Origin of the sequence: Nonomuraea sp. CA-143628, from assembly GCF_050942315.1 — a bacterium.
Classification (GTDB): Bacteria; Actinomycetota; Actinomycetes; order Streptosporangiales; family Streptosporangiaceae; genus Nonomuraea.
This window is the reverse complement of the sequence record NZ_CP192072.1, coordinates 11,041,695-11,066,104: the sequence shown is the minus strand read 5'-3', so window position 1 is coordinate 11,066,104 and position 24,410 is coordinate 11,041,695. Positions and strand designations below refer to the sequence as shown.

Annotated in this window: 21 protein-coding genes; 6 read left to right on the top strand and 15 right to left on the bottom strand. The window is 71.2% G+C overall.

The genetic code is table 11. The annotated features are described in order from the left end of the window. The 10 genes from ACQP2T_RS50180 to ACQP2T_RS50135 form a co-directional block, all read right to left on the bottom strand. Positions 1-2,640 (bottom strand): transglutaminaseTgpA domain-containing protein, encoded by a 2,640-nt coding sequence (locus ACQP2T_RS50180; RefSeq protein ID WP_433511877.1) that lies wholly within the window; start codon positions 2,638-2,640, stop codon positions 1-3. Beyond that, positions 2,628-3,749: a DUF58 domain-containing protein gene (locus ACQP2T_RS50175; protein ID WP_433511876.1), complete on the bottom strand. Its 1,122-nt coding sequence runs from the start codon at positions 3,747-3,749 to the stop codon at positions 2,628-2,630. Before ACQP2T_RS50175 ends, ACQP2T_RS50180 begins: the two co-directional genes overlap by 13 nt. After that, positions 3,746-5,923, bottom strand: coding sequence for a hypothetical protein (locus ACQP2T_RS50170; RefSeq protein WP_433511875.1), 2,178 nt, complete (start codon positions 5,921-5,923; stop codon positions 3,746-3,748). Before ACQP2T_RS50170 ends, ACQP2T_RS50175 begins: the two co-directional genes overlap by 4 nt. 101 nt (positions 5,924-6,024) lie before the next feature. Then, the gene (locus ACQP2T_RS50165) at positions 6,025-6,447 is read right to left on the bottom strand and encodes a YbaB/EbfC family nucleoid-associated protein (protein ID WP_433511874.1); all 423 of its coding nucleotides are present in this window, start codon (positions 6,445-6,447) and stop codon (positions 6,025-6,027) included. A 170-nt stretch (positions 6,448-6,617) separates the two neighbouring features. Continuing rightward, the gene (locus ACQP2T_RS50160; protein ID WP_433511873.1) at positions 6,618-7,424 is read right to left on the bottom strand and encodes an alpha/beta fold hydrolase; all 807 of its coding nucleotides are present in this window, start codon (positions 7,422-7,424) and stop codon (positions 6,618-6,620) included. A 32-nt stretch (positions 7,425-7,456) separates the two neighbouring features. Then, positions 7,457-8,254 carry an aminotransferase class IV gene (locus ACQP2T_RS50155; protein WP_433511872.1) on the bottom strand — a complete coding sequence of 266 codons (798 nt, stop codon included), beginning with the start codon at positions 8,252-8,254 and terminating at the stop codon, positions 7,457-7,459. A gap of 13 nt (positions 8,255-8,267) precedes the next feature. Beyond that, positions 8,268-8,711 carry a MarR family winged helix-turn-helix transcriptional regulator gene (locus ACQP2T_RS50150; protein ID WP_433511871.1) on the bottom strand — a complete coding sequence of 148 codons (444 nt, stop codon included), beginning with the start codon at positions 8,709-8,711 and terminating at the stop codon, positions 8,268-8,270. A 250-nt stretch (positions 8,712-8,961) separates the two neighbouring features. Next, a complete protein-coding gene (locus tag ACQP2T_RS50145; RefSeq protein WP_433511870.1) occupies positions 8,962-10,500 on the bottom strand; it encodes a hypothetical protein in 1,539 nt (512 codons plus the stop codon). 32 nt (positions 10,501-10,532) lie between these two features. Beyond that, entirely contained in the window at positions 10,533-11,366 is an 834-nt protein-coding gene (locus ACQP2T_RS50140; protein ID WP_433511869.1) for a carbohydrate ABC transporter permease, read from the bottom strand. Next, positions 11,363-12,250 carry a carbohydrate ABC transporter permease gene (locus ACQP2T_RS50135; RefSeq protein WP_433511868.1) on the bottom strand — a complete coding sequence of 296 codons (888 nt, stop codon included), beginning with the start codon at positions 12,248-12,250 and terminating at the stop codon, positions 11,363-11,365. The genes ACQP2T_RS50140 and ACQP2T_RS50135 overlap by 4 nt, the downstream gene beginning before the upstream one ends. 192 nt (positions 12,251-12,442) lie before the next feature. On the opposite strand from ACQP2T_RS50135, the gene ACQP2T_RS50130 reads away from it, so the two are divergent. From ACQP2T_RS50130 to ACQP2T_RS50105, 6 genes are read left to right on the top strand one after another with little or no spacing between them, the layout of a single operon-like run. Further along, the gene (locus ACQP2T_RS50130) at positions 12,443-13,732 is read left to right on the top strand and encodes an ABC transporter substrate-binding protein (protein WP_433511867.1); all 1,290 of its coding nucleotides are present in this window, start codon (positions 12,443-12,445) and stop codon (positions 13,730-13,732) included. Beyond that, positions 13,716-14,714 carry a Gfo/Idh/MocA family protein gene (locus ACQP2T_RS50125; protein ID WP_433511866.1) on the top strand — a complete coding sequence of 333 codons (999 nt, stop codon included), beginning with the start codon at positions 13,716-13,718 and terminating at the stop codon, positions 14,712-14,714. Before ACQP2T_RS50130 ends, ACQP2T_RS50125 begins: the two co-directional genes overlap by 17 nt. 23 nt (positions 14,715-14,737) lie before the next feature. Next, positions 14,738-16,306 (top strand): heparinase II/III family protein, encoded by a 1,569-nt coding sequence (locus tag ACQP2T_RS50120; RefSeq protein WP_433511865.1) that lies wholly within the window; start codon positions 14,738-14,740, stop codon positions 16,304-16,306. Continuing rightward, complete coding sequence (locus ACQP2T_RS50115; RefSeq protein ID WP_433511864.1) at positions 16,290-17,027, top strand: amidohydrolase family protein; 738 nt, start codon at positions 16,290-16,292, stop codon at positions 17,025-17,027. Before ACQP2T_RS50120 ends, ACQP2T_RS50115 begins: the two co-directional genes overlap by 17 nt. A gap of 14 nt (positions 17,028-17,041) precedes the next feature. Beyond that, positions 17,042-17,848 carry an amidohydrolase family protein gene (locus tag ACQP2T_RS50110; RefSeq protein WP_433511863.1) on the top strand — a complete coding sequence of 269 codons (807 nt, stop codon included), beginning with the start codon at positions 17,042-17,044 and terminating at the stop codon, positions 17,846-17,848. Next, positions 17,827-19,173 (top strand): transcriptional regulator, encoded by a 1,347-nt coding sequence (locus ACQP2T_RS50105; protein ID WP_433511862.1) that lies wholly within the window; start codon positions 17,827-17,829, stop codon positions 19,171-19,173. The genes ACQP2T_RS50110 and ACQP2T_RS50105 overlap by 22 nt, the downstream gene beginning before the upstream one ends. A gap of 47 nt (positions 19,174-19,220) precedes the next feature. On the opposite strand, the gene ACQP2T_RS50100 is transcribed toward ACQP2T_RS50105, so the two are convergent. Genes ACQP2T_RS50100 through ACQP2T_RS50080 form a run of 5 tightly spaced genes read right to left on the bottom strand, consistent with a single transcriptional unit; the run spans position 19,221 to position 24,301 of the window. Then, positions 19,221-19,961 (bottom strand): sugar isomerase domain-containing protein, encoded by a 741-nt coding sequence (locus ACQP2T_RS50100; protein WP_433511861.1) that lies wholly within the window; start codon positions 19,959-19,961, stop codon positions 19,221-19,223. Further along, positions 19,958-21,229, bottom strand: coding sequence for a hypothetical protein (locus tag ACQP2T_RS50095; protein ID WP_433511860.1), 1,272 nt, complete (start codon positions 21,227-21,229; stop codon positions 19,958-19,960). Before ACQP2T_RS50095 ends, ACQP2T_RS50100 begins: the two co-directional genes overlap by 4 nt. Next, positions 21,226-22,365: an N-acetylglucosamine kinase gene (locus ACQP2T_RS50090; protein ID WP_433511859.1), complete on the bottom strand. Its 1,140-nt coding sequence runs from the start codon at positions 22,363-22,365 to the stop codon at positions 21,226-21,228. Before ACQP2T_RS50090 ends, ACQP2T_RS50095 begins: the two co-directional genes overlap by 4 nt. Before the next feature lie 19 nt (positions 22,366-22,384). Next, positions 22,385-23,488, bottom strand: coding sequence for a helix-turn-helix domain-containing protein (locus tag ACQP2T_RS50085; RefSeq protein ID WP_433511858.1), 1,104 nt, complete (start codon positions 23,486-23,488; stop codon positions 22,385-22,387). Positions 23,489-23,497: 9 nt separating this feature from the next. Further along, positions 23,498-24,301, bottom strand: coding sequence for a fumarylacetoacetate hydrolase family protein (locus ACQP2T_RS50080; protein ID WP_433511857.1), 804 nt, complete (start codon positions 24,299-24,301; stop codon positions 23,498-23,500). Between the last annotated feature and the right edge of the window lie 109 nt (positions 24,302-24,410).

Below are 24,410 nucleotides of genomic sequence, written 5' to 3'. Positions count from 1 at the left end.
TCAGCGGAGCAGTGAGCCGGGTGCCAGGCGGTGGGCGAGGCGGCGCGGTATCGCGACCTTCTGTCTGACCAGCACGTCGATGGTCGTGTAGTGCCGCCAGGCCGTGTCCGCCGCCGCCTGGTCCACCGGGGCGTCGCCGAATCGGGTGAGGTTCGCCAGGTCTGCCAGCCCGGTCAGCGGCTCGTACGCGTGCGCGCCCAAGGCCGTCACCCCCAGCGTGGCCACCTCCCGAGCCGTCAGGACGCGCGACGAGGCTGGGACCCCGGCGGCGCGCAGCCGTACCACCGTCTGCCGCCACGCGCCCGCCACCCGCGCCCGCGGATCGCCCGCCCGGCGGCGTCGGCGGCGCAGGGGCGGCAGTACGGTCACCGCCAGCAGGTAGCCGCCCAGCAGGCCCCCGGCCACCGCGCCCGCGACCGGCAGCCAGGCGATCTTCGCGTCCTCCTTGCGGGGGGACGGCTTCGGCGTGGGCCGACGGGGCGTCGGTGTCGGGGCGGGTTCCGCGTTCTCGCTGCTGATCTCCTGCTCGACCTCCTGGCGCTGCTTGGACACGCCTTCGGCGACGTCGCCGCTCTCGCCCGCGTGGCTGCGCGCCGGGGTTGGGTAGAAGGGCACCCAGCCGATCCCCTTGAACTCCACCTCCGCCCAGGCGAGTACGTCACCCGCCAGCACCTGCCGTACGCCGCCGCCCTCCGCCTTGCCCGGACCGAAGCCGACGACCACCCGGCTGGGCAGGCCGAGCGAGCGGGCGAGCAGCGCGTACGACGCCGCGAACTGCTCGGTCGTGCCCTTCTTCGCCTCGGTGAGGAAGAACTGGATGCTGCGATAGCTGTGCCCCGGCGGGGAGTTGACGTCGTACTCGGCGTGTTTGCGCAGGTAGGCGGCCAGCCGTACGGCCTGCTGCATCGGGCTGGTGGCACCGGCCGTGGCCTTGCGCGCGATGGCGGCGAGGCGGGCCCGTTGCGGGGGAGTACGGCCGTCGGGGCCGTTGGGCAGTGCCAGGGCGGCCTGGTCGGCGGCGGGAACCGCCTCGCGCAGCTCTGCGGCGGAGAAGCGGCGGATGCCGGAGATGACCCGGTACGTGATGCCCTCGCGAGCGGTGGTGGCGGCGGCTGCACTCGCCAGCATCCCGGTCGCCGGATCTGCCATCAGGCCGGTCGCGGATCCGTTCGTGGCGCCGGTCGGGGTGCCGCCCCCGGCGTCGCTCGTGGGGGCGGGTGCCGGTCCGGTGAGGGTCACCTGCTGCGGGCGGTCCGCTGCCGGCAGCCAGGGGCCGACCAGCTTCTGCAGGGTGAACTGCTGCTCGACGACGTCGAGCGAGCCTGCGGACCCCTCGCCGGGGACTCGGCCGCCCGTCGGCAGGTATCCGGCGCTGGAGGTCCACGTGACGCCGTCGAAGCGGTCCAGTACGGCCAGCCGCCAGTTCGCCTCGGCCGTGGACCTGACGGTGAAGAGCTGGCGGTACGGGTTCTGGAGCCAGGCCGACACCTGGTCCAGCGGGCTCACCCCGGCGAGTGGGCGCGACGGCGGCTGGGACACCAACCGCCGCACGTCGTACGGTTTGGCGGCGAACGGCAGCACCGGTCCGGCCGCGACGGCGATCAGCACGAGGCCGGCCAGCAGCGGCACGCCCGCCACGAACGTCCTGGCCGCTCGGGCCGCCCGGACCAGGGCGAGAGCCAGGGCCAGCCCGACGAGGACGGCCGGTGCCGGCAGTCGCGAGCCGGGACCGGACACGCCCAGCACGACGGCGGCGGCCAGCACCGGTACGGCCGGTGCCACCGGGAGCACCACCGCCCTGGTCCGCAGGGCCAGTTCGGCCCCGGCCACCGCCGCCGCCCAGACCAGGAAGTGCGCCAGCACGATCGTCCTGCCGTCCCCCTCGGCCGGCAGAATGGTCGTGAGCAGCGCCTTTCCCGAGTCGCGCACGCCGAGCAGCGCGGCCCGCACACTGGCCGGACTCGGCAGGAACCCGGCCAGGGCCTGCGCCCTGAACAGGGTCGCCGACACCGCCACCAGCCAGGCAAGCAGGTTCACGGCCAGGGACGCCCACAGCGGCAAGATCCTGGCCAGCGCGTACGACACCACTCCCGGCACGACCGCCGCCACGGCCACCACGGGGATCAGGGCGTTCAGAGCGAACACCCCGTCGAACGCCAGCCCGGCCGTACCCGCCAGCAGGATCACGATGACGATTGACGCCACCCGCCGCCACTCGGGCACAGGCGGCAGCGGCGCGGCGGTCGCGGACGTCCCAGGCCGCTGGACACCCGGCGGCTCGTTCCGCGGCCCCAACCAGCCTCGCGGCCCCAACCAGCCTCGCAGTCCCAACGAGCGCCGCAGTCCCAACGCGGGCCGCACGCCCGACCGCATGGACCGCACGTCCGGCGCGGGCGGAGGGGCCGGTGTGGGTCGCACGTCCGGTGTGGGCGGGACATCCGGGGTAGCCCGCATGCCCGATGCGGGCCGCATGTCCGGCGCGAATGCGGGCCGCATGTCCGGCCTAGGCCCCGCGTCCGGCGCGAACTGCACGTCCGGCCTGGGCCCCGCGTCCGGCGTCAACCGCACGTCCGGCGTGGGCCCCATGTCCGGCGTAGACGGGGCGGCCGGTCGGCCCGGCGGGGTGGTCAGCGAGGCCATGCCGCCGCCAGTTCGGCCAGTTCGCCGATCTCGATGACCGTCACACCGGGCACCATCGGCGGCCGGTCGCCGGAGGAGGCCCCGACCCAGACACAGACCACCTGGTCGAAGCGCCGCCGCACCGACGCGACGCCCGTGAGCGCCGTTCGCGCGCCGGTGACCAGCACCAGCGCCCCACCCGAGCCAGCGCGGCGTACCGCGTCCACCGGCGTCTCCGCGTCGGCCGTCCGCTCGACCAGGGCCAGCCGGTCCAGCACCTCCTCGGCCTCCTCGGCGCCGCCCTTGACGGACAGCAGCTCGCCGGCGCCGGTCAGCAGCCGCACCGGGAAGCGGCGGCGGCTCGCCGACCAGGCGACCGACGCGGCCGCGTCCACCGCCAGCTCGAACTCGTCGTCACCCCCGTAGGAGTCGGCGCGGGTGTCGAGGATCGTGGTCGTGTACGGCAGGCTGACGTCTTCCAGCTCCTTGACCATGAGGGTTCCGGTGCGCGCCGTGGACCGCCAGTGGATGTGCCGCAGGTCGTCGCCGATCACGTAGTCGCGGACGCCGTTGAAGGTGATCGTGCCGCTCGGCGAGCGGGAGGCGGAGCCGTCGAGGTGGCGCTGCCTGCCGGAGTTCAGCGGCTCCAGCGGCACCGTGCGCGGCCGGACCAGCAGCAGGTCCGCCTGGCCGTACGAGGTCGTGCGCCGGGCGAGGCCGAACGGGTCGGCCCGGTCGAGCCGCAGCGGGCCCACCGGGGTCTCGCCGCGCCTGCGGGTGGGCAGCCGGTACGACACGGTTCCGGTGGAGTTCCTGGCCAGCGGCGGTACGCCGACCACGATCGCGGTGTCCCGGCAGGTGTCATGGGCCTCCAGGGCGTCGCGCCGCCAGCGGCCCCTGTTCGTGACGCGCAGCATCGCGATGGCCGCCTCGCCCCTGGCGACCTTGACGGGTGTGACCTCGCGGCGTACCTCCAGGCGGGGACGGCGCAGCGTCCACAGCAGACCGGCGCCGACGGCGGCGATCCCGCCGGCCGACAGCGCGCCCGCCTGCTGGTAGCCGAGCGGCGCCGCCACCGCGTACAGCAGCACGGAGGCGGCCAGGGTGCCCCAGCCCGCTCTGGTGATCATTCGCACTCCCAGAGGGGGGCGGCGGGGAATCCCCCCTTCGGGGTGTCCATCAGCACGTCGTTCAGCCAGCCGCTGCCCCGGCTGGACTCCACCTTGTTCCAGACGTCGCTGCTCATGCCGGTGTCGGTGTCGGTGAAGCCCGCGCCCTTGGTCTGGCAGATCACGGTCATGGTGATGTACTCGCCCTTGGGGATCCGGCCGGCCTCCGCCCCCGCCGAGGGGCCGGACCGGATCAGGGTGTCCCTGTTGTCGTTGTGCGCGTTGCGGAACTGCGCCGACGGCGGCTGCAGCCCGGCCTTGGCCTCGGCGCGCTCCTGACCCTCGCCGGCGCCGTTCTTGGCGCGCAGGGTCCAGGTGTAGTCCTGGCCGTTCTTCAGGCCGGTCACCTCCGCGCTGGTTCCGTCGAGGGTGCCGGGGTGCTGGCCGGGGCCTTCGAGTACGTAACTGACGCCGCCGTCCTTGGCGTTGTCGGGGGCCGACCAGGTGAGGTCGGCGCCGTGGTTCTTGCCCTTGGCCTCGAAGCTCGCCGGTCTGCCCGGGGCGACGCAGGGGCGTACCGGGATGGTGGGGTCGGAGACGGACTCGCCGCCGTCGTACTGGGCCGCGACGCGGAAGGTGTACTCCTGGTCGCAGCGGCCTCCGGTGACCCGGAACTGGAAGGGGCCGTCGGAGCGTACGCGGTCCGGGGTCACGTTCGCGCTGTCCGGGGCGCCCTTGAGCGTGTAGCCGGTGGCCTTGCCCTGGCTCGACGGGGTGAACACGATCTCCATCCAGCCGGGTCCCGAGTTCGCCGTCACGGTGCCCGGCGGGCCGGGGGTCTGCGTCGGCGTGGGGGTGGGTGTCGGGGTTGGGGTAGGCGTCGGAGTGCTGGTCGGGGGTGGGCTGGGGGTCTCCGAGCGCTTCGTCGTGGTGGGCTTCGGGGTACGCGTGACCGTCACCGTGGGCCGGGCCGTCGGCTGGGCCGTGGGCTGGGTGGTCTGCCGGGTCGGGACGGTGGTCGGGAGCGCCATGGTGGGCGTGCCGGTGGGTACGGGCAGCGGCGTAGGCGTGTCCTTCTGACCGAGCGCCTCGTCGTACTTGCCGACCCGGTGCGCCCGGCCGTCCTGCTCGACGACCAGCGCGGTCTCGCTGAACTGGTCGTTGACCCAGAGCAGCCCGTCCTTGACGAACACCTCCAGCGGCCCCGCCTTACCGGTGATCACCTTCTCCGCGTCGAACCTCTTGGCCACCGTGTCGTACACGATGAGCCGCCCGGTGCTCTCGTCGGCGATGTAGACGCGGCGGCCGAGAGCCTGCGGCGCCCCGAGCTTGCCGCCCTTCACCGACACGGTGCTGAGCGCGCCGCTCGCGGTGTCCACGAGCACCAGCGCGCCCTGTTTGGGCGCGAGCATCGGGACGATCGTGGCCTCGGCGACGGCGGGCATCAGCATGCCGCCGCGCCCGGCCTCGGTCACCGTGCTGGGCAGGCTCACCGTGAGCCGCGTACCAGTCGAGCCGATGACCATCGCCGACGCGGCGGCGGAATTGGTGACCAGCGGTACGCCGTCCGCCATGGTCAGCGTGAGCGGGTCGCCCGGCTCGCCCACGGTCACGGCCTTGCCCTGCTGGGCGCCGTTGATCTGGGCCAGCGTGCCCTCTTCCGGAACCGGCACCCAGAGGGTTCCGTTCTTGTCGATGCCCGCCTGGCCGAGCGGGCCCTTGAGCGTGATCGCGGCGCCGATCGTGTCCACGGTCAGGGGGTTCACCTGCTGGACGGTGCCCGCCTTCGGGTCGATCGCGTACGCCTTGCCCGCACCCATGACCAGCTGCGTCCCGCCGGCGCCCAGGCTCTTGGTCTGGGCGACTTCGAGCTGGGTGGGGTCGATGCGGCTGACCTGGCCGGTCGACTCGTCGACGACGAGCACGCTGTTGCCGTCCTGGACCACCTTGAGCTCGTCGCCCTTCGCGGCGGCCAGGTCCACGCGGCCGTCGACCTGGCCGGACAGGCCGTTGGCGTGGACGACCTCACCGTTGAGCGCGCTGGCGAGCCAGGCGCCGATGTCGGCGAGTTTGGGCCGGGCGCTGGACACACCCGTGCCCAGGAAGAACCCGATGCCCGTGAGCGCGGCGACGACCGCGAGCGCGACGAGGCCCGCAATTCTCCGCCGTGCCGCCTTCTGCCACCGAATGGCCACCAAATTCACATCCCGCGACATTTGCGCACATGCATACCCGCCGACACCCTAGATCGGCGGGGTCGGCGGGGAGCATTCTTCAAACAACCTCGAAGTGTCGCTCAGGTCGTGCCCCGGCGCCGCTCGTCGATGGCCCGCATGCGCTCGTCCATCGACGATTCGAAGGACTCGAGGACCTGGCTGAACCGGTCGTCGAGCTCCCGCTGGGTCGGCATCGACTCGCTGAGCGTGTCGGCCATGACCTCCCTGGCTTTCCTGTCGGCCTCGTCCTGCGCCTGCTGGGCGGCCCGCAGCAGCTCCTCGGCGAGCTTCTGGCTGTCCAGGCGCATCGCGCGCGGGGAGATGACCAGCTCGACCAGCCGCCCGTTGGCACCGGCGGCCACCCGCACCTGCCCGTCCGCGCCGGTGCCTCGGCCGACGACCACGTCGACCTCCTTGCGGACCTCTTCGACGCGGAGCAGCATCTGCTCCGCTTGGGCGGTGATCCGTTCGAGGTCTTCGGGGCGGAATTCCGCAGCGTCCATGCGGGGATGATCGCCGACAGTTCACCTGCGGTGGCGATATTTCGGGAAAAGTGGAAGCGACGGCGGGCTCCGGGCCCGACTGCGCGAAAGAGCAACGCGGGGATCTCGCGCAGCCGCGTTACACGAGGAGTCCGCGCAGCCGCGTTACGTGAGGAGTTCGCGGAGCCGCGCTACGCGAGGAGTTCGCGGAGTGAGGCCGCGTACGCCCTGGGGTGCGAGGTGTTGCCGTTGTGTCCGCCCGGGAAGTGCGCGAGATCGGTGCCGAGCAGCCGCGCCAGTTCCCCGGCGCATCGATAGTCGAAGACCGTGTGCGGCGTGGCGCGACCGGCGACGGGCACGATCGGGGCGCCCTTCAGCGTGGCCGGGTCCAGCCGGTCGGCGATGATCGCCGACCAGTCGTGCTCCACGAAGTAGCCGAAGTTGGCGGCCCGCTGCTCGGTCATCGGCTGCGGGGTCAGGTCCGGCTCGATGTCCTTGGCGGCGAGGTCGATGCCGAGTGTCCTGCTGATCTCCTTGATCAGGGCGGGCAGACCGTCACGCCGATAGATCTCCTGCCCCTCGGCCAGTTCTCGCCGGTGGCCGGCGCACTCGTCAGAGGGGAGCAGCCACGGCGCCACGGGCTCGTGCGCGATCAGCCTGCTCAGCCGGCCGCTCGCCACCAGGTGGAGCCCGATGGTGGCACCGAAACTCATGCCCAGCATCGTCACCGGCTCGCCGGTCAGATGGTCGAGCAGGCGCAGGACGTCGTCGGCGTGCTCCTCGACGGTCGCGCCCCGGGCCGGGTCGTCCAGGGTGCTGCGCGAGAGCCCGCGCCGGTCGTACGTGATCACCGTGTGGTCGGCGACGAGCCGGTCCACGAGGTCGACGCTGCGTCCGGCGTCACCCTCGCCGCTCTGCGAGATCAGCAGGACGGGGCCGGTGCCCCGTACCTCGAAGTAGAGATGCGCGCCGGCCACCCGCAACATGCCAGTTTCCATGACACTCACACTAATGCATCAAGAATGATGTATCAAGAATGATGGATTTCTTCCCAGGGCATGCCCTCGAAGTAGCCGATCAGCCGGCCCATCGCCGCCTCGTCCACCTTCAGCGTCAGATCGTCGACCTGCCCCACGGCCACGACGCCGTGCGAGTTCGTCAGGAACACCGTCTCGAAGTCCGGCAGATCCGCCACCCGCAACACCCGGCTCTCGTACGGCACACCCGCCCGAGTCAGCCCCGCCTCCATGAGCTGCATCGTGATGCCGTGCAGCATGGGCGCGTCCGGCCAGATCACCCGCGTGCCGTCGAAACAGCCCAGATTGGTGATCGAACCCTCGGAGATCACCCCGTCGTCCGCGGTGAGCAGGGCCTCGTCGAAGCCCTCGGCCTGCACCTTCCGCCCCAGGTAGCCCTGGGGGAAGCCGCCCAGGTGCTTGACGTGCGGGAGAAAGCGCTGGTAGCGGACCGATTTGAGGCTCTGCGGGGTGGTGGCGATCTCGATGGGCGGCTTGGCGGTCACCAGGACGTGCAGGCGTTCGACCTCGCACACATAGACCCGCACGGACGCGTCGGGCACGGCCGGCTGCCGATGGTCCAGGCCCAGGGCCGACCTGATGGAGTCGACCACGAGCCCACGGTCGAGCGGGCGGCCGAACAGCTCCTCGGTGGCTCGGTCGAGCCGGTCGAGATGGCGGTCGAGGCCGCGTACCCGGCCCTGTCTGACCTGCATCGCGGTGAAGTGCCCGTATCTCGCCGAGACGGCCAGCGTCACTTCCGACGCCTCGGCGAGCCTGCCGTCGATCACGGTGCGTTCGATGTCGATCAACTCCCTCGTACGGCTAACGGCTGAGCGTTCTGGGGATGAGGCGCCGGGCCAGCTCCTCCAGCATCTCGACCGTCTCGGCGATGTCGTGCCGGTCGTCGGTGTCGAGGGCCGCGGCCACGGCGTCGTCCACGGGTGTGGCGCGTACCTCCGACAGCCGTGCCGAAACCTGCGGCGACTCCCTGATCAGGGAGCGCCGCCGGTCGCGGGGGTCGGTCATGGTCTCCAGGGCGCCAACGGTCTTGAGCCGCGCGACGGCGCCGGAGACGGCGCTCTGCGGCAGGCCGGTGCGGGCCGCCACCTCGCCCACGGAGGTGTCGGGGTGCTCCCGGATGTCGCTGACCACGATGAGGACGGTCCGGACGCTGGTGGAGTGCTCGCCGATGCCCTCGGTGGGCATGGCCTCCTCGCCGATCTTCATCAGCGTCCGTCCGAGCAGGAACAACTCGACCCCGTTCACCTCAGGCACGATACCGCGATGATCCCCGGGGTGGTTCGTCACGCGACCGTCTCGGGCTCTGCGGTGGTCCGTTGTGGTTGGTGTCTTTGGGAGGGACGCCCCTTCGGGGGAGAAGAAGGCGGCGGTTCGTTGTGGCTGGTGTCCCTCAGGAGGGATACCGCCTTCGGCGGAGAGGGAGAGGGCGGTCTGTTGTGGCTGATGTCCCCGGGAAGGGCCCCGTTCGGGGACGGAGCCCGGCGGGTGTTCGTGGTCAGCGGCAGCCGCGGGCGTACCAGTTGAGGTACGCGACGCAGAGCAGTGTCGAGCCCATGGGGGCCTCGACGGCGTGGTCCACGTACACCGCCCGCGCGTGCGGGAACAGGGCGCTGTCCCCCCGGGCCACCGGCATGAAGCGGGGCGCCTGGAGATACTGGCCGGCCGGGGCCAGGCCGCCGCCCCCGTCCACCGAGACGAAGGTGGTGGCGACGCCGTTGTCGGTGGTCGCCATGTTCTTGGTGTACGTGCGGGCGAAGCGCCCCAGGTCCCGGTCGTGGAAGCCGAGGCCCCAGCGGTGGGCGACGGCGGCGAACTCGACGTCGATCCCGCCGTGGCTCAGGTCCTCCATCTGCTGCGCGCCCTTGGGCGGCGTGCCGTACGACGGGGTCCACTCGGAGATGTTGTCGGCCTTGGTGTAGCCGCTGTAGAGCTTGCCGAAGGTCGGCCAGTACGACCAGACATAGGCGTCGTCGGCGTCGGTGCGCAGGTCGCCGGCGAAGCCGCGGGCCAGGCGGCGGGTGCGGTCGCGGAAGACGGGGTCCCCGGTCGCGGCGGCCAGTTCGGCGTAGGTCTGGCCCAGGCCGAGGCTCTGGTTGTGGGGCTGCTCCACGCCGTCGTACGGGACGGGCATGCCCTTGAGCCAGATGAAGTAGCCGAGCCCGGCGTCGGTCCGTACCCACTCGGGGTCGTGCACCGCCGCCGCGGCCTTGACCGCGGTGAGGTATTCGGCGGCCTTGCTCCGGTAGCGGGGGTTCGCGCGCAGGCGCGGGTTCTGGTGGACGAGCCGGACGAACGAGGCGAGCGGATAGGTGATCATGCCGGTGTGCACGGTGAAGATCGCCGGTGCGGCGGCCGGCTTGGCCGTGCCCAGGGCGGGCAGCGCGTTCCCCGACGGGGACGGGCGCAGGTCCTTGGCCGTGACCATGTTCGGCGACGGGTAGGCGTCGAAGATCCGCCGCACGGCGTAGTCGGGGCTGGCCGGGTCCATCGACAGCTCGGCGAAGGTGGACGTGCGGTTCTTCTTGGGGTTGGCCACCTCAAGGGTGAACCGGCCCTCGCCGGTGCCCGCCCGTACGGTGGCCACCGCGTCGTTGACGTTGGTCAGGGCGGTGCGCACCTCCAGCAGTGGTTGCCCGGCCGCGTCCAGGAGGCTCACGCCGCCCGCCGTGTAGCTGAGGTTGCGCCAGGCGGGCAGCGACAGACCTCGGTAGTCGGTCACGCCGCGCTCGGAGTCGCGCTGGGCGAGCACCAGATCGGCGTTGTGGATGAGCCGGTCCAGGTAGTAGGTGTCGCGGTAGGCCTCGTACATCCTGATGTAGGCGGCGAGCACGTAGGACGCGCCCCAGCCCAGGCCGCCGACCTCGTTGGTGTCTGTCGGCTGGCCGACGGCGCCGCTCTCGTGGAAGGTCTTGTCGAACAGGTCGAACGTCTCGCGGGAGGTGTAGTCGTAACCCGCCGCGCGTGCCGTGCCCGGCATCGCGCTCAGAGCTCCTACGGCCAGCGCGCCCAGCGTCAACTGCCTGCGTGTCAACATCGGTGGAAACCTCCGGGGGGTGGTGCGCGGTGTCAGCCCTTTACCGCACCGCTCATGCCTTCGAGTACGTGACGTTGCATGATCATGAAGAAGACGACGACCGGCACGATCGAGATCACGGTGCCGGCCGCGAGGCTGCGGACGTCGGTGCCGGTGATGCCGGCGAGGTAGGCGATCCCCAGCGCGATGGGGTAGAGCGCGGAGTCCTTCAGCACGACCATCGGCCAGATGAAGCTGTTCCAGACCGAGATGAAGCCGAAGACGCCGAGGATGGCCAGAGTGGGACGGGCGGCGGGGAGCATGACGTGCCAGAAGATGCGCAGTTCGTGGCAGCCGTCGGTCCTGGCGGCGTCCACCACCTCGCGGGGCACCCCGGCGAACGTCTGGCGTAACAGGAAGATCCCGAAGGCCGAGAGCAGCCCTGGGAGGATCACCCCCAGGTAGCTGTCGGCCATCCCGATCTGGGAGACCACCAGGAACCTGGGCAGCAGCATGACCTCGCCGGGCATGAACATCGTGGCCAGGATCGCGAAGAAGATCACGCTCCGGCCGCGGAAGTTCATCAGCGCGAGCGGGTAGGCGCACAGCGCCGACACGAGGATGTAGGCCGGCACCATCACGACGACCAGGAGCGTCGAGTTGAGCAGGTAGCGCGGGAACGGGATGGCCGTCCACGCCTCCTCGGCCCAGGTGAGCACCGGCGGGCGGGGGATGATGTCGGGCGGGAAGGAGAAGACGGCCTGGCCGGACGGCTTCAGCGCCGCCGACAGCAGGATCAGGAACGGGCCGACGAACACCAGGGCGATCGCGCTGAGCAGGACGTACATGCCTGCCCGGCGCAGCCACCAGCCGAGTCTGGGGGTCAATGCCCGACCTGCTTTCCCCTGGTGAGCCGATAGTTGAGAAGGGCCATGACGATCAGCAGGGCCCAGAGGACGAGCCCGACGGCGCTGGCGTAGCCCATGTCGTACTTCTCGAACGCCTCGGACCAGATGTAGTAGCCGAGCATGAGCGTGGCGTCCTGCGGCCCGCCCTTGGTCATGACGAAGACCGTGGTGAAGGCCTGCATCGCGTCCAGCATGGTCATCGTGATGGTGACCGCGATGTAGGGCATCATCAGCGGCACGGTGATGCTCCGCATCCGGCGCCAGGCGCTCGCGCCGTCCACCCTGGCGGCCTCGTACAGATTCGCCGGGATCGTCTGGAGGCCCGCGAGGTAGATCATCATGTAGACGCCCATGCTCTTCCAGCCCTCCACCAGGATCAGCGCCGGCAGCGCCCAGGCGGGGTCGAGCAGATACTGGATCGGCTCGTCGAGGACGCCGAACCCGGTGAGCAGCCAGTTGAGCACGCCCTGCTGGTGGAAGACGTAGTTCCAGGCCACCGCCACCGCGACCATCGAGGTCACGACCGGCAGGTAGTAGAGCATCCTGAACGTCCTGATGCCCGGCAGCTTCTGGTTGACCAGTACGGCCAGCGGCAGCGGGAGCACGACGAGCAGCGGGAACAGCCCGACCAGGAACACCAGCGAGTTGCGCAGGGCCGTCCAGAACCGGGCGTCACCGATGATCTTGACGAAGTTGTCCACCCCGGCGAAGACGGGCGGGGTCACCCCGTCGTAGTCGGTGAACGAGAGCTGCAGCGCCGTGATCGCCGGCCACGCGAAGAAGACGCCGAACAGCACCAGGGCCGGGATCGGGAAGAGGTACGGCGTGTACCAGCGCTGCCCTGGGATCCGGCTGGTGGTCATCGGCGTCACATCCCTTGGATTGCCAATAGTGCCGACCTAAGAATCGATAAGGGCTGGCCAGAATTTGGCCGAAGCTTATAGACGGTCGATTGAGAGCGTCAAGATGCATGTCTTGACGGTCTATGCGCCGGACTGGCATGGTGCCGAAAGAAGAGATTAAGGACGGCCATATTCTGGCGGAGGTACGCGGTGATGAAGAGAAGTGCCTTGGCGACAGGCGTGCTCGCGCTGGCCCTCGTGACGTCCGGCTGCGTCGCGGGCACGTCCGGCGGCTCCGCCGCGGTGGCCGACGACCAGCCCTTCGAGGGCGAGGTCGAGTTCTGGACGATCAACCTCAAGAAGAACTACAGCGCCTACATCGAAGGGCTGATCGCCCAGTACCAGAAGGACCACCCCAAGGTCCGCATCAACTGGGTCGACGTGCCGGGCCAGGACATCGCGACCAAGATGCTCGCGGCGGTCGCCAGCGGTGACGTCCCGGACGCGGTCAACCTCGCCTCCACCGACATCGGCAGGTTCGTCCCGTCGCTGAGCCCGCTCGACGACGCGTTCAAGGCCGCCGACCTCGCCGACTTCCAGCCCAACCTGGTCGAGCCGCTGCGCGTGTCGGGCAAGCTGTACGCCGTGCCCTGGTACAACGGCGGCACGCCGGTGGGCATCTACCGCAAGTCCGTCGTGGCCAAGGCCGGCTTCGACGGCACGACCCCGCCCAAGACGTACGACGAGGCGCTCGCCCTGGCCGACAAGGTCTACGAGAAGACCAAGGTCTACGGCACCAACGACATCCCCGGCATCAACACCGCCAGCGTGCTGCGCTACTACGGCGTCGAGCTGCTGTCGGCCGACAAGAAGAAGGCCGCGTTCAACACCCCGGAGGTCGCCGCCCTCCTCGACCGGTTCAAGCAGAGCTACGACAAGCACGGCATCGCGCCAGGAGCGGTCTCCAAGGACGTACGCAACTTCCCGCAGAGCCTGGACAACGGCCAGCTCGCCCTGTCTGCGAGCACGTTCGCGGCGACGCTGCTCAACATCCAGAAGAACGCCCCGGACGTCTACAAGGACCTGCTCATCACCGAGCCCGTCCAGACGAAGACCGGCGGTTACCTGCTCCTGGCCCAGCAGACCTTCGCCATTCCGAAGGCGTCCAAGCACCAGCGGGCCGCGGCCGAGTTCATCAAGTTCTTCACCAACGGGGCCAACCAGCTCGCCTTCTGCAAGCTCGTGCCCATCTATCCCTCGACCATCTCCTCGACGAAGGACGCCTTCTTCGCCGGCGGTGGCGGCGACGACCCCATGGACCTGGCCCGCCAGGTGATCGTCAAGGGGCTGCCGAAGCTCGAGTACACCCCGCTCGGCACGCCCAAGGACACCGAGCTCGGGGAGTCGCTGGCCGAAGAGGTCAGGGCCTTCCTCCAGGGCTCCAAGAGCGCCAAGGAGGCGCTCGACGCCGCCGAGAAGGAATGGAATGACGCGCTTGCCTAGGCTCAGAATCGGGATCGTCGGCGCGGGGATCATGGGCCGGGGCCATGCCGAGGTCCTGTCCGCCCATCCCGAAGTCGAGATCACGGCGGTCGCCCGGCACGCCCTGGAGCACGCCCAGGACGCGACCGTCTACCCCGGCTACCGGGAGCTGCTCGCCTCGGGCACGGTGGACGCCGTGTCGATCACCACGCCCGACCACCTGCACGCGGACGTGATGGTGGCCGCCGCCGAGGCGGGCGTGCACATCCTGGTCGAGAAGCCGTTCACGACGACCGTCGAGGACGCCGACCGCTCCGTCGCCGCGATCCGGCGGGCGGGCGTGACCGCGATGTGCCTGTTCAACCATCGCTGGGTGCCCGCGTACGCGCAGGCCAAGCAGCAGATGGAGCTGATCGGCGAGCCGGTCGTGGGCTACGCCCGCAAGGACGACACGATCCACGTGCCCACCGAGATGATCGGCTGGGCGGACGAGACGACCTGCGCCTGGTTCCTGTCCAGCCACGACATCGACCTGCTCACCTGGCTGTACGACGACCAGGTGGCCGAGGTCTACGCCACCGCCCGCCACGGCAAGCTGCGCGGCCTGGGCATCGACACCCCCGACGCGATGCAGATCCAGGCCCGCTTCTCCCGAGGCGCGGTCGCCACCTTCGAGTCGGCCTGGATCTACCCCAACACCTTCCCGACCATGGTGGACAGCTACGTCACCGTGGTCGGCGAGTCGGGCGTCATCCAGCTCGACCGGCAGAAGGAGAACATCCAGCTCGCCACCGAGAAGTCCTACGCCTACCCGCGGAACATGCTCCAGCGGGTGGTCCACGGCGTCCCCGCCGGCGCCTACCGCGACGCGATCCACCACTTCGTCGACTGCGCCCGCACCGGCGCGGAGCCGCTGATCAGCGTGGAGAGCTCGCGGCACGTGACCGCCGTGCTCGCCGCCGCGCACGAGTCCGCCCGCACGGGATCGCCGGTGAAGCTCTGATGCCGGTGGAGAAAGCACCTCACGTGGATCCCGTGCGGATGCTGCACATCACCGACGAGGCACTGCTCGAAGCACTCGGGGCGCCGAGCGTCGCCGAGGCCAGGCCCTGGCGCCGGCCGCGGCCGGTACCTGCGGCCCTCGGCTCGGCGGGAGCGGACGATCTCCACGGGATCGAGGTCGACTTCCTGGACAAGGGTCACGGCCGTTCCCAGCTGTACGGCTTCCACTACCTGAGGTGGATGACCCCGCTGATCACGGCCTACGCCGAGACCGGCGACCCGCGTCACGCCGCCGAGTGGGACCGGCTGTTCCGCCAGTGGTACGCCGCCCGCGACCTGGTCCAGGGCGACTGGCCGGGCCTCGACGTGGTCTGGTACTCCCTCGGCGTCCGCGCCCGCGCCATGTACGTCACCGAGGCGCTGGCCGTCTTCGCCGACGAGCCCGCGCTGAGCGACGACTGCTGGCTGGAGATGATGAAGACGGTGCTCGGCGGCGCCCGGTGGTCCGCCGAGGAACACGACGCGTTCCGGCACGGCAACTGGCAGTTCGTCACCGCCTGCGAGCTGCTCCACACCTCCAGGGTGTTCGCCGATCTGCCGGAGGCGGCGCAGTGGGCCGAGGTCGCCATGGCGCGGATCCTGGAGCACCTGGAGCACGACGTACGTGCCGACGGCGGGCACCATGAGCGATCTCCCGGCTACCACGACATGTGCCTTGGTAGCGTCGACAGGGCCGCGGCGGTCGAGCCGGAGCTGTCCCGGCATCCCCGCTACCTGGCCATGCGGCACTGGCTGGAGGTCCTGGCGACGCCGGGCGGCTGGGTGCCGCACCTCCAGGACAGCGGTGTGGTCTGGCCCGAGCTCGGCCGGCCGGTCGAGGAGTCGTACAACCTGGAGGCCAGCGGGTACGCGACCTTCCGGGCGGGCGGCTTCCACACCGTGGTCAACTACGGCCCGTACGTGGGGCACGAACTGGAGCCGCACAGCCACCACGCGGCGCTCGACTTCGTGCTGTCCGGCTGGGGCGTGCCCCTGGCCTGGGAGGCGGGCGGCCCGCCGTCCTACGACGACCCCCTCTACTACGACTGGTACCAGGCGACCAGGGCGCACAACACGCTGCTGGTCCCCGGCGAGGAGTACACCGAGGACCGCCGGGCGGCCTGCGACGTGTTCTCCGTCTCGCCCGAAGCGGACGTCTTCGCCGGGCACCACCACGGCTACGGCAGGCGGCACGACCGCCGGATCGTCTTCGTCAAGGGCGAGTCGCCGTACTGGGTGGTCACCGACCGGATCGACGCGGAGGCGATCTGGCAGCTGCACGGCCTGTCACCGTGGGTGGCGCACGGCGCCGGGTACGCCGGCACACGCGGGCCGGGCATCCTCGTGCTGCCCCTGGAACCACCGGACGAGGTCCTGTACGGCAGCGGCCCCGCCCGGATCCCGGACCCCGCCACCAGGACCGCGGCGTACGGTGAGATCCACTCGCTCGGCCTGCGCCGCCATGACGGCAGATTCACCGTCGGGATCTTCCCTTATCGCGACGAGCTTTCCAAAGTCCCCGAGGATTGGATGGTTCATGCTGATCGACGCTGACGCGATGCTCGGCCGCTACCCGCGCAGGGATGTCGGCACGGGCTCGATCACGGAGGCGATGGCCAGGATGGACCGGTTCGGCATCGCCGAGGCCATGGTCAGCCACACCCTGTCGTGGCTGCACGATCCGGCGACGGGCAACAGGGAGCTGCTCGGCCTGGTCGCGGGCGAGCCCCGGCTGCATCCGTGCTGGGTGATGCTCCCCGACACCTGCGGCGAGACGGGCACGGCCGCCGAGTTCGTGGCCGCCGCGCTGGACGGCGGCGTACGCGCCGTCCGCGCCTATCCCGCCGATCACGGCTACGACCTGGCGGGGCGGGACGCCGCCGCGATGCTCGCCGCCATCGCCGAGGCCGGGCTGCCGCTGCTCGTGGACGCGCCCCAACTCGGCTGGCCCGCCCTGGAATCGGTCGCCGCCCGGCACCCCGGCCTGCCCGTCGTTGTCGGCGGACTCGGCTACCGCGTGCTCAGGCAGGCCGCCGGGGTGCTCGCCCGTACGGACAACGTCTACATCGGGCTGGCCAACCTCTCCTCGCACTGCGGGCTGGAATGGCTCGTCGAGCGGTACGGGGCGGGCCGCGTGGTCTTCGGCACCGGGGCGCCGCTCAGGGATCCGGCGGAGGCGGTCACCCGGCTGATGTGGGCCGAACTGGACGACGACGCCGTCGCCACCATCGGCTCCGGCACCCTGCTGGGCCTGCTGCCGCTGGCCGCCCGGTGAACGCTGGTGGCGCGGTGAACGCGCTTACGTCCGCGCTGTGGGAGCGGCGCCCGCAGACCAGCGTGCGGATCGTCGACGCGCACGCCCACGTCGGCCCGTACAGCCTCTTCTTCATCCCCGACGCGGGATCCGACGGCATGGTCAGGGTGATGGACAGGTGCGGGGTGTCGCACGCGGTCATCTCCAGCCACCTGGCGATCCAACTGGACGCCGCGGCGGGGAACGCGGCGACGGCCGAGGTGGTCGGCCGCGCGCCAGGCCGCTTCACCGGGTACCTCACCGTGAACCCCTGGCAGGACCCCGCCGGAGAGCTGGAGATGTGGGGCGCCGACCACCGGTTCGGTGGCATCAAACTCCACCCCGACCTGCACGACTATCCGCTCACCGGCGGACGCTACGCGCCGGTGTGGGAGTTCGCGCAGCGCACGGGCTGCCCGGTGCTCACGCACACCTATGACGGCTCGCCGTACAACGACCTGCCCATGGTGGACGAGGTCGCGGCCCGCTACCCCGACGTGGTGATCCTCGCCGGGCACGCCGGCGCCACGCCGAACGGGTTCGACGCGGCGATCGAGGTGGCACGGCGACGTCCCGGCGTGGTGCTCGAGGTGTGCGGGTCCTTCAACAGCGGCGCCGACATCGCCAGAATGGTAAGAGAGGTGGGAGCGGACCGGGTGGTCTACGGGTCCGACTTCCCGTTCATTGATCTACGGATGTCGCTGGGACGGGTAATCTTCAGTGGCCTCACTGAGGAGGACCGAGCCGCCGTGCTCGGCGGCACGATGACCCGCCTGCTTCAGTGGAGATCCGGACGGGAGTGATCAAGATCATGGATCGGCTGCGTTCCGAGACGCGGTCCAGGGTGGCGATCGGGATCGTGGGGCCGAACGATCTCGTCCAGCAGATCATGATGATCGGGGCCGAGCTGCCCGCCGCCGCCGACTGGCGGCTGGTCGGCGCGTCACACGCGGAGGAGCACGAGACCTACGAGAAATTCTCGAAGATCTCCGACAGCATCGACGTGGTGCTGTTCACCGGGCCGCTCCAGCACGACCTGGCCAGGCAGACGGGCGAGCTGCCCGTTCCGGCGACGTTCGTGCCGATGAGCGGGGCCAGCCTGTACGCGAGCCTGCTGCGTGGGGTGCTCACCCACGGCCTCGACCCGGCTCGGGTCAGCATCGACTCGCTGCTCGCGGCCGACGTCGAAGAGGCCTACGGCGAGATCGGGGTCAGCACGGCGGAGGTCCATCTGTCGGAGTATGACCAGCCGGAGTCGGCGCGCGGCTTCATCGAGTTCCACGAACGGCTCTACCGGCAGGGCGCCACCACCGCGGCGCTGACCACGATCAGGAGCGTGGCCACCAAGCTGACCGCCGCCGGGGTGCCGGTGCTGCGCATGCTGCCCACGTCCCATACGCTGCGCGTCGCGCTCAACACCGCCGCCCTGCTCGGCACGGGCAGCCGGCTGGAGGACGCGCAGATCGCCATCGTGGTGGTGGAGCTGGCCGCCTCGGCGAGACCCAGCTATTCGGGGCCGGGCAACTACTGGCAGCAGGAGCTCAAGCTGTCGCTGCACCAGTCGTTGCTGGCCGACGCCCGGCTGATGGGCGCGACCGTGGTGCCGCGCGACGAGAACAGTTATGTGGTGACCACCACGCTCGGCGCGCTGCGCCAGGCGACCGAGGGGTTCAGGGTGGCGCCGTTCATGGACCGGATCCTCGCGGACATCGGCGTCGCGGCCGAGGTCGGCATCGGCCTCGGCGGCACCGCCCGCGACGCCGACGCCAACGCGCTGATCGCCGTGGAGAAGGCACGCAACGCCGGCGCCGCGGCGGCGTACCTGGTCAGCGGGGACGGCACCGCGCTCTCGCTGCCGGTACGCCGGCGCCGCCAGCCCGAGACCGGCCCGGTGGCCACCACCAAGGCGGCCAAGCTGCTGGACCGGCTGGTCGAAGGGCTCGGCGACGGCCCCGACGCGATGGTGGTCGACGCCGAGATCGTGGCCGACGTACTGGCCATCGCGCCGCGCAGCGCTCGCCGGGTGCTGCAGAGCTTGGCGGAGGAGGGGCTGGCCTGGCCGATGCCCCCCGTCAAGGGCACACAGGCAGGGCGGCCCCGCCAGCCGTACCGGCTCGTCAAGGCTTAGGCGTCCGCGCGCCTGTCGTCGCTCGGCGTACGAGGGCCTGTTGCTGTTCAGGCGTCGCCGAGGCGGACGCGGGAGCCGTAGCCCTCCAGCAGCCTGTCGTTGTACGCGTCCCCGCCGGGTGTGTTGGCGGACCTGAAGACGGGCGGGGCCTGTCCGGCGGCCAGGAAACGGCCGGCGACCTCGGCGACCAGGAGTTGGGCGATCAGCACGCCGGTGAGGTTCGAGACCGGGCAGATGGCGCCGCCGCCGGGCAGGGGCAGGGCCGCGTCCCCGTACGGGGCGCCGTTGTCGATGACCACGTCGGCCAGGTCGGCCAGCCGCTCGTCCACGGAGAGCTCGGCGGTGTGGGCGCGCGAGGTGATGGCGATGACGCGGTGCCCACGCGTCCTGGCCAGGCGGGCCATCTCCACGATGGACGCGTTGCCGCCGGAGTTCGAGATGATCACGAAGATGTCCTCCGGCCTGATGTCGGCCAGCTCCCAGATGCGCAGGGCGAGACCCGGCTCGCGCTCGACCTTCGGGTCGAGGATGTCCCGCGGCGAGGCGTCTCCGTAGTAGGCGACGTCGCGGATGCCGAGCTGGTTGGCGGGCACCAGCCCGCCGGCCCGGCCCACGAGCTCGAGCGCGATCGACCTCGAATGACCGGTGCCGAAGGCTTGGAGCACTCCGCCCGCCCGCAGCGCCGCGAAGATCAGGCCGCCGGCCTCTTCGATCACGGACCGCTCCGCGTCGAGCACCCGGTTCACTGCGTTTCGTGCGGTTTCGGCGTACGCGTTCTGGTCGATCAAGATTCCTCCAGGAGGTGTCGTGCGGTCTCGGCGAGCAACTCGGCGCTGCCCGGGGCCACCGGGCTGGCCAGCACCTCGTACTCGGTCCGCTGGTAGGCGTCGATCGTGGGCAGGTAACCGGGATAGCCGTTGACGTAGCCGAGGACGACCCCCTCCGGGGCGCGCAGGTTCTCGGCGACGGCGAGGAACGGCTCGCCGGGCAGCCCGACCATGGCGAGCCCGCCGAGACGGGTGGCGTGCACGGTCACACCGATGGGGGCCAGGGGGGCGGTGCGCGCGCGTACGCCTTCCAGCCTGCTGCGAGCCAGGCGCGTGGCGACGGGATCGCCTGCGGCCAGCGCCGCCTCGTAGCCGGCGGTGAGCGCCGCCGGGTCGGCCGCCACGGAGGCGGGCTGGAGCGTCAGGCGCCGCTCGGCCGAGGAGATCCGCGAGTCCGCCGACCAGCCCGGGGTCGTGGGCGCGGCGATCGGTTCGGCGTTGCTCTGGGCCGTGGGCCCGGCGAGCAGCTCGATACAGCGATCCGCGACGACCCCGCCGAGCCGGTCCAGCTCGGCCGGGTCCTGGCCCCGCCGGGTGTGCCGGGTGCTGATGTCGCCGGCCGCGCCGGTGGCGACCACGACCCACACGTCCTCGCCGAGCCGTTCCCGCAGGCTCCGGCGTACGGACCCCACCAGATCGGCGCTGGTGAGGCGGTTCGCCGCAGGCAGCACGGTGGGATGGACGGGCAGCACCACCAGGACTCCGGCGAGCCCACTGGCTCGGTTGACGCGCCCACCGGCTTGGGCGGCGGGCCCATCGGCTCGGACAGCGATCAGGTCGAGCGGCACCACTGCCTCCGCCGACGGCCTGCTCCGGTCGGCTCCGACCCCGCGTAGCTCGCCGTGGTGCGCCGTGCCCGCGCACGGCCGCTCGCCGGCGATCGCCTGCCCTACGGCGGCCCGGGTCGCCTCGGCGATCCGGTCGAGCCACGGTTCCGGCGTCGGCCCGCCGCCCGGCACGCAGCCGGTCTCGGGTCCCGCGTGCGTATGGCTGGCGGCGAGCCACAGCTCGCAGCCCACCAGCTGCCTGGCTCGCCGGGCCAGGTCCTCGTTGACGCAGATGACGTCGGCGGTGGCCAGCGCGAAGCGGCGCTCTCCGTCGAACCAGGTGACCGCGCTGACCTCCAGCGGGTCGAGCCGGCCGGTGGACGGTCCGGGGCGGTCGAGGTAGCCGCCCATCGGGGTGCCGTCCGGCACGGCGAACTCGACTCTGCCGTATCCCACTCTCATCGCCGTACCGTCCTGATCATCGTGTCGTAGCGGCCAGGGTCGTCGGCGGCGGCCAGCAGGGCGGCGCCCGCGAGGCTGTCACCCGTGGGGGGTCGCAGGCGGGCCTGGGGCAGCCGCCGCGCCAGCTCGGCCTCGAACCCGGCACGCAGCACGGGGCCGCGTAACAGACGGCCCGTCCACGCGACGGGCACCGTGGTGCCCGCCGGGAAACAGCGGGCGGCGGCGGCCACCGTGCACGCCAGCTCACGGCCCGCCTCTTCTACGATGGCGCGGGCCGTAGGGTCTTCGGTCAGCTCCAGGACGTGTACGGCGAAGCGCGCGACCCGCGCCACCGCGTCCGGAGCCAGGTAGAGCTTCGCGGGGAGCTCGGCGAGGTCGCCGAAGACGGCGCGGGCGCTCGCGGTGAGCGGGCCCGGCGCCGAGCGGCCGTCGAACCCTCGGTATGCCGCGTCGAGCCCGCGACGGCCGATCCAGAACCCGCTGCCCGCGTCGCCATAGAGGTAGCCCCAGCCGTCCACCTGCCGGATCTCGCCACCCCCGCCGACACCCGAGCCTTCACCTGCGCCCGCGCCATCGCCCGCCCCTGCGCCTGCGCTCTCGGCCACGCCCGCACCCGCGCCCACGTCCATGCCCGCGCCTGGACCCATGCCCAGGGCGATGGCGCCGGTGCCTGCGGCCAGCACCACGCCCGGCCCGCCGGAGAACGCGCCCGCGTGCGACGTGACCACGTCGGTGGTGATCAGCACGCGCCGGGCCATCGTGAGGAGGCGGGCGGCCAGCTTGTCCGGATCGTCCAGGATCGTGGTCAACCCCAGGCAGATCGTGTCGACCTGACCCCAGCCCGCCCCGGTCCGGTCGACCTCGCCTAAGGCCGCTCCGATTCGGTCGGCCTCGTCAGAACCTGCTCCACTTCGGTCGGCCTCGCGCTGGTCCGTCCCGCTTCGGTCGGTCGCACCCCAGCTCGTACCGCTCCAGCCGGCCTCGCCCCAAGCCGTCTCGATCCGGGCGAGCACGGCATCGACCGGTGAGCCTTCCGCGTATGACAGGCCGGGGACCTCCCGTACCTCCCGGATTCGTCCGGCCACGGCCAGGCCCAGCCGCAGTCCGGTCTGGCCGCCGTCGATCGCCACATCCATCTTGGGCCTCACTCCCCGGTCACGGTCCAGACTGGAATCTGTTCCGGCGGTACTCCGTCGGAGAGCAGCCGACGTGTCGCCGGAACGCGGCGCGCAGCGCCTTCGTACTCGGATAGCCGGTGTGCGCGGCGATCACGTCGATGGGCAGGACAGAGGTGGACAGCAGCCGGCGCGCGTGCCGCAGCCGCAGCCCGGTCAGGTGGCGCAGGAACGTCGTCCGCCGCTCCCCGGCGAACAGGTGCGAGATGTAGAACGGGCTCGCGCTCACGGCCCCGGCCACCGTCGCCAGGCGCAGGGCCGGGTCGGTGTAGTGCTCGGCCATGTACGCCTCGGCCAGGGCGAGCACATCCCGGCGGGACGGCGGCGGCATCAGGCGTCCCAGCGTCTCCCGGAGCCAGATGTGCAGGTACGAGCGCTCGTGGATGTCGCCGACCATGAGGATGTCCTCGATCGGCAGCCGGGCGCAGGCCTCTACCCAGTCCGTCGACCCGTCGGCCAGCCTGGCCCGGTTGGCCACGTCCGCCACGAAGAGCAGCTCGCCGATGAGCCAGTTGCGCAGCGTGCGCGGGTCGACGTCACGTTCGCTCGCGCATCGGTCCACCCACCTGGCCAATAACCCGGCCGCGCCGTTGCGGTCGCCGGCCCGTACCGTCCTGGCGAGTTCCTGCTCGATCCGTACGGGAGGCGTCAGGGCGGCCGTACCGTGCGGCGGAGGGGGATCGGTCGTACCGTGCGGCGGAGGGGGGATCACCCGGTCGCCGCCCAGGACGAGCTTGTAGTCGTTGACCCGCCTGGCGTCCTGTTCCGCCGCTCCGGAGGCCAGGCTTGGTGCGCCCAGGCTGACCGTGGCGGTCCACACCGTCTCGCGGACCATCCGGGCGCGTACCTCCTCGGCCAGTTCGGCCGCGTCGGACATCAGCGCGTCCGGATCGTCGCCGGTCAGCAGGACCAGCCACTCCTCCGGAGGTTGCGGACGGCACATCGCTCCCGGGCGCCCGTTCGCGGCGGCCCGTACCACCTGGTCGGCATGCCCGAGTTGGCGGCGTGCCCACGGCCGCCCTCGGGCCTGCTCGGCAGCCATGAAGTCATCGAGATCCACGAGCGCGGCCACGGCATAGGTCATGGCTCTACTTTAGGCGGACCGAAATTGGACCGTATTCACGAGTGTGCCGACTCCGGCCACCGTCGCCCGCATGGTGTCGCCGTCCTTGAGCGGGGCTATGCCGGCTATGGTGCCGGTCGCGATCAGGTCGCCCGGCATCAGCGTCATGCCGTCGGACAGGTCGGCGATCAGCCGGGGCAGGCCGAAGACCATCTGCCCGGTGTTGGCCCGCTGCCTGATCTCGCCCCCCACCTCCAGCGTCAGCTCCAGTTTGTGGGGATCGGGCACCTCGTCCACCGTGGCCAGGTACGGACCCACCGGCGCGAAGGTGTCGAACCCCTTCGACTGGTCCCATGGCACGTTCCGGGAGATATTGGCCAGCTGCAGGTCGCGGGCCGTCATGTCGTTGATCACGGTGTAGCCGGCGACCGCCTCCTGCCACCGCTCTTCCGGTAGGTCTCGGGTCACCTTGCCGATGACGACCGCCAGCTCCACCTCGTGTTCCAGGTGACGGGTACGCGCCGGGGCGACCACCGGCTGGTTGTGTCCGGTGAGCGCGGACGGCGGCTTGAAGAACAGCACCGGCTCCGATGGCACCTCCATGCCGCTCTCCTGCGCGTGCGCGAGGTAGTTCAGGGCCAGGCAGCAGATCTTCGTACAGGTGGCCACCGGCGGCTCGAAGAGGACTGCTGACTCGTCGAGTGTCGGGCCCGAGGACCAGCGCCGGTCCACTTCTTCGGTGAGCCGCTCAAGCCCGAGGGAGTCCAGCAGGGCCACGGGATCGGTGCCAAGGTCGCCGAGGCTGAGCAGTTCGCCGCCGGCGCGCCGGGCCACCAGCTCGACCGGACTGGATGGAGCCCGTCGAATACGTCCGAGAAACATGCCTGCAAGCCCACCAAGCGCCCGCGACCTCCACAAGCACCGAAATTTGCACTCTCGACCC

What these genes read in the sequence shown, in the direction of transcription:
- ACQP2T_RS50180 (WP_433511877.1), bottom strand. Translation starts at nt 2,640, where the DNA reads ATGGCCTCGCTGACCACCCCGCCGGGCCGACCGGCCGCCCCGTCTACG.
- ACQP2T_RS50175 (WP_433511876.1), bottom strand. Translation starts at nt 3,749, where the DNA reads ATGATCACCAGAGCGGGCTGGGGCACCCTGGCCGCCTCCGTGCTGCTG.
- ACQP2T_RS50165 (WP_433511874.1), bottom strand. Translation starts at nt 6,447, where the DNA reads ATGGACGCTGCGGAATTCCGCCCCGAAGACCTCGAACGGATCACCGCC.
- ACQP2T_RS50160 (WP_433511873.1), bottom strand. Translation starts at nt 7,424, where the DNA reads ATGGAAACTGGCATGTTGCGGGTGGCCGGCGCGCATCTCTACTTCGAG.
- ACQP2T_RS50145 (WP_433511870.1), bottom strand. Translation starts at nt 10,500, where the DNA reads ATGTTGACACGCAGGCAGTTGACGCTGGGCGCGCTGGCCGTAGGAGCT.
- ACQP2T_RS50135 (WP_433511868.1), bottom strand. Translation starts at nt 12,250, where the DNA reads ATGACCACCAGCCGGATCCCAGGGCAGCGCTGGTACACGCCGTACCTC.
- ACQP2T_RS50130 (WP_433511867.1), top strand. Translation starts at nt 12,443, where the DNA reads ATGAAGAGAAGTGCCTTGGCGACAGGCGTGCTCGCGCTGGCCCTCGTG.
- ACQP2T_RS50125 (WP_433511866.1), top strand. Translation starts at nt 13,716, where the DNA reads ATGACGCGCTTGCCTAGGCTCAGAATCGGGATCGTCGGCGCGGGGATC.
- ACQP2T_RS50115 (WP_433511864.1), top strand. Translation starts at nt 16,290, where the DNA reads ATGCTGATCGACGCTGACGCGATGCTCGGCCGCTACCCGCGCAGGGAT.
- ACQP2T_RS50095 (WP_433511860.1), bottom strand. Translation starts at nt 21,229, where the DNA reads ATGAGAGTGGGATACGGCAGAGTCGAGTTCGCCGTGCCGGACGGCACC.
- ACQP2T_RS50090 (WP_433511859.1), bottom strand. Translation starts at nt 22,365, where the DNA reads ATGGATGTGGCGATCGACGGCGGCCAGACCGGACTGCGGCTGGGCCTG.
- ACQP2T_RS50085 (WP_433511858.1), bottom strand. Translation starts at nt 23,488, where the DNA reads ATGACCTATGCCGTGGCCGCGCTCGTGGATCTCGATGACTTCATGGCT.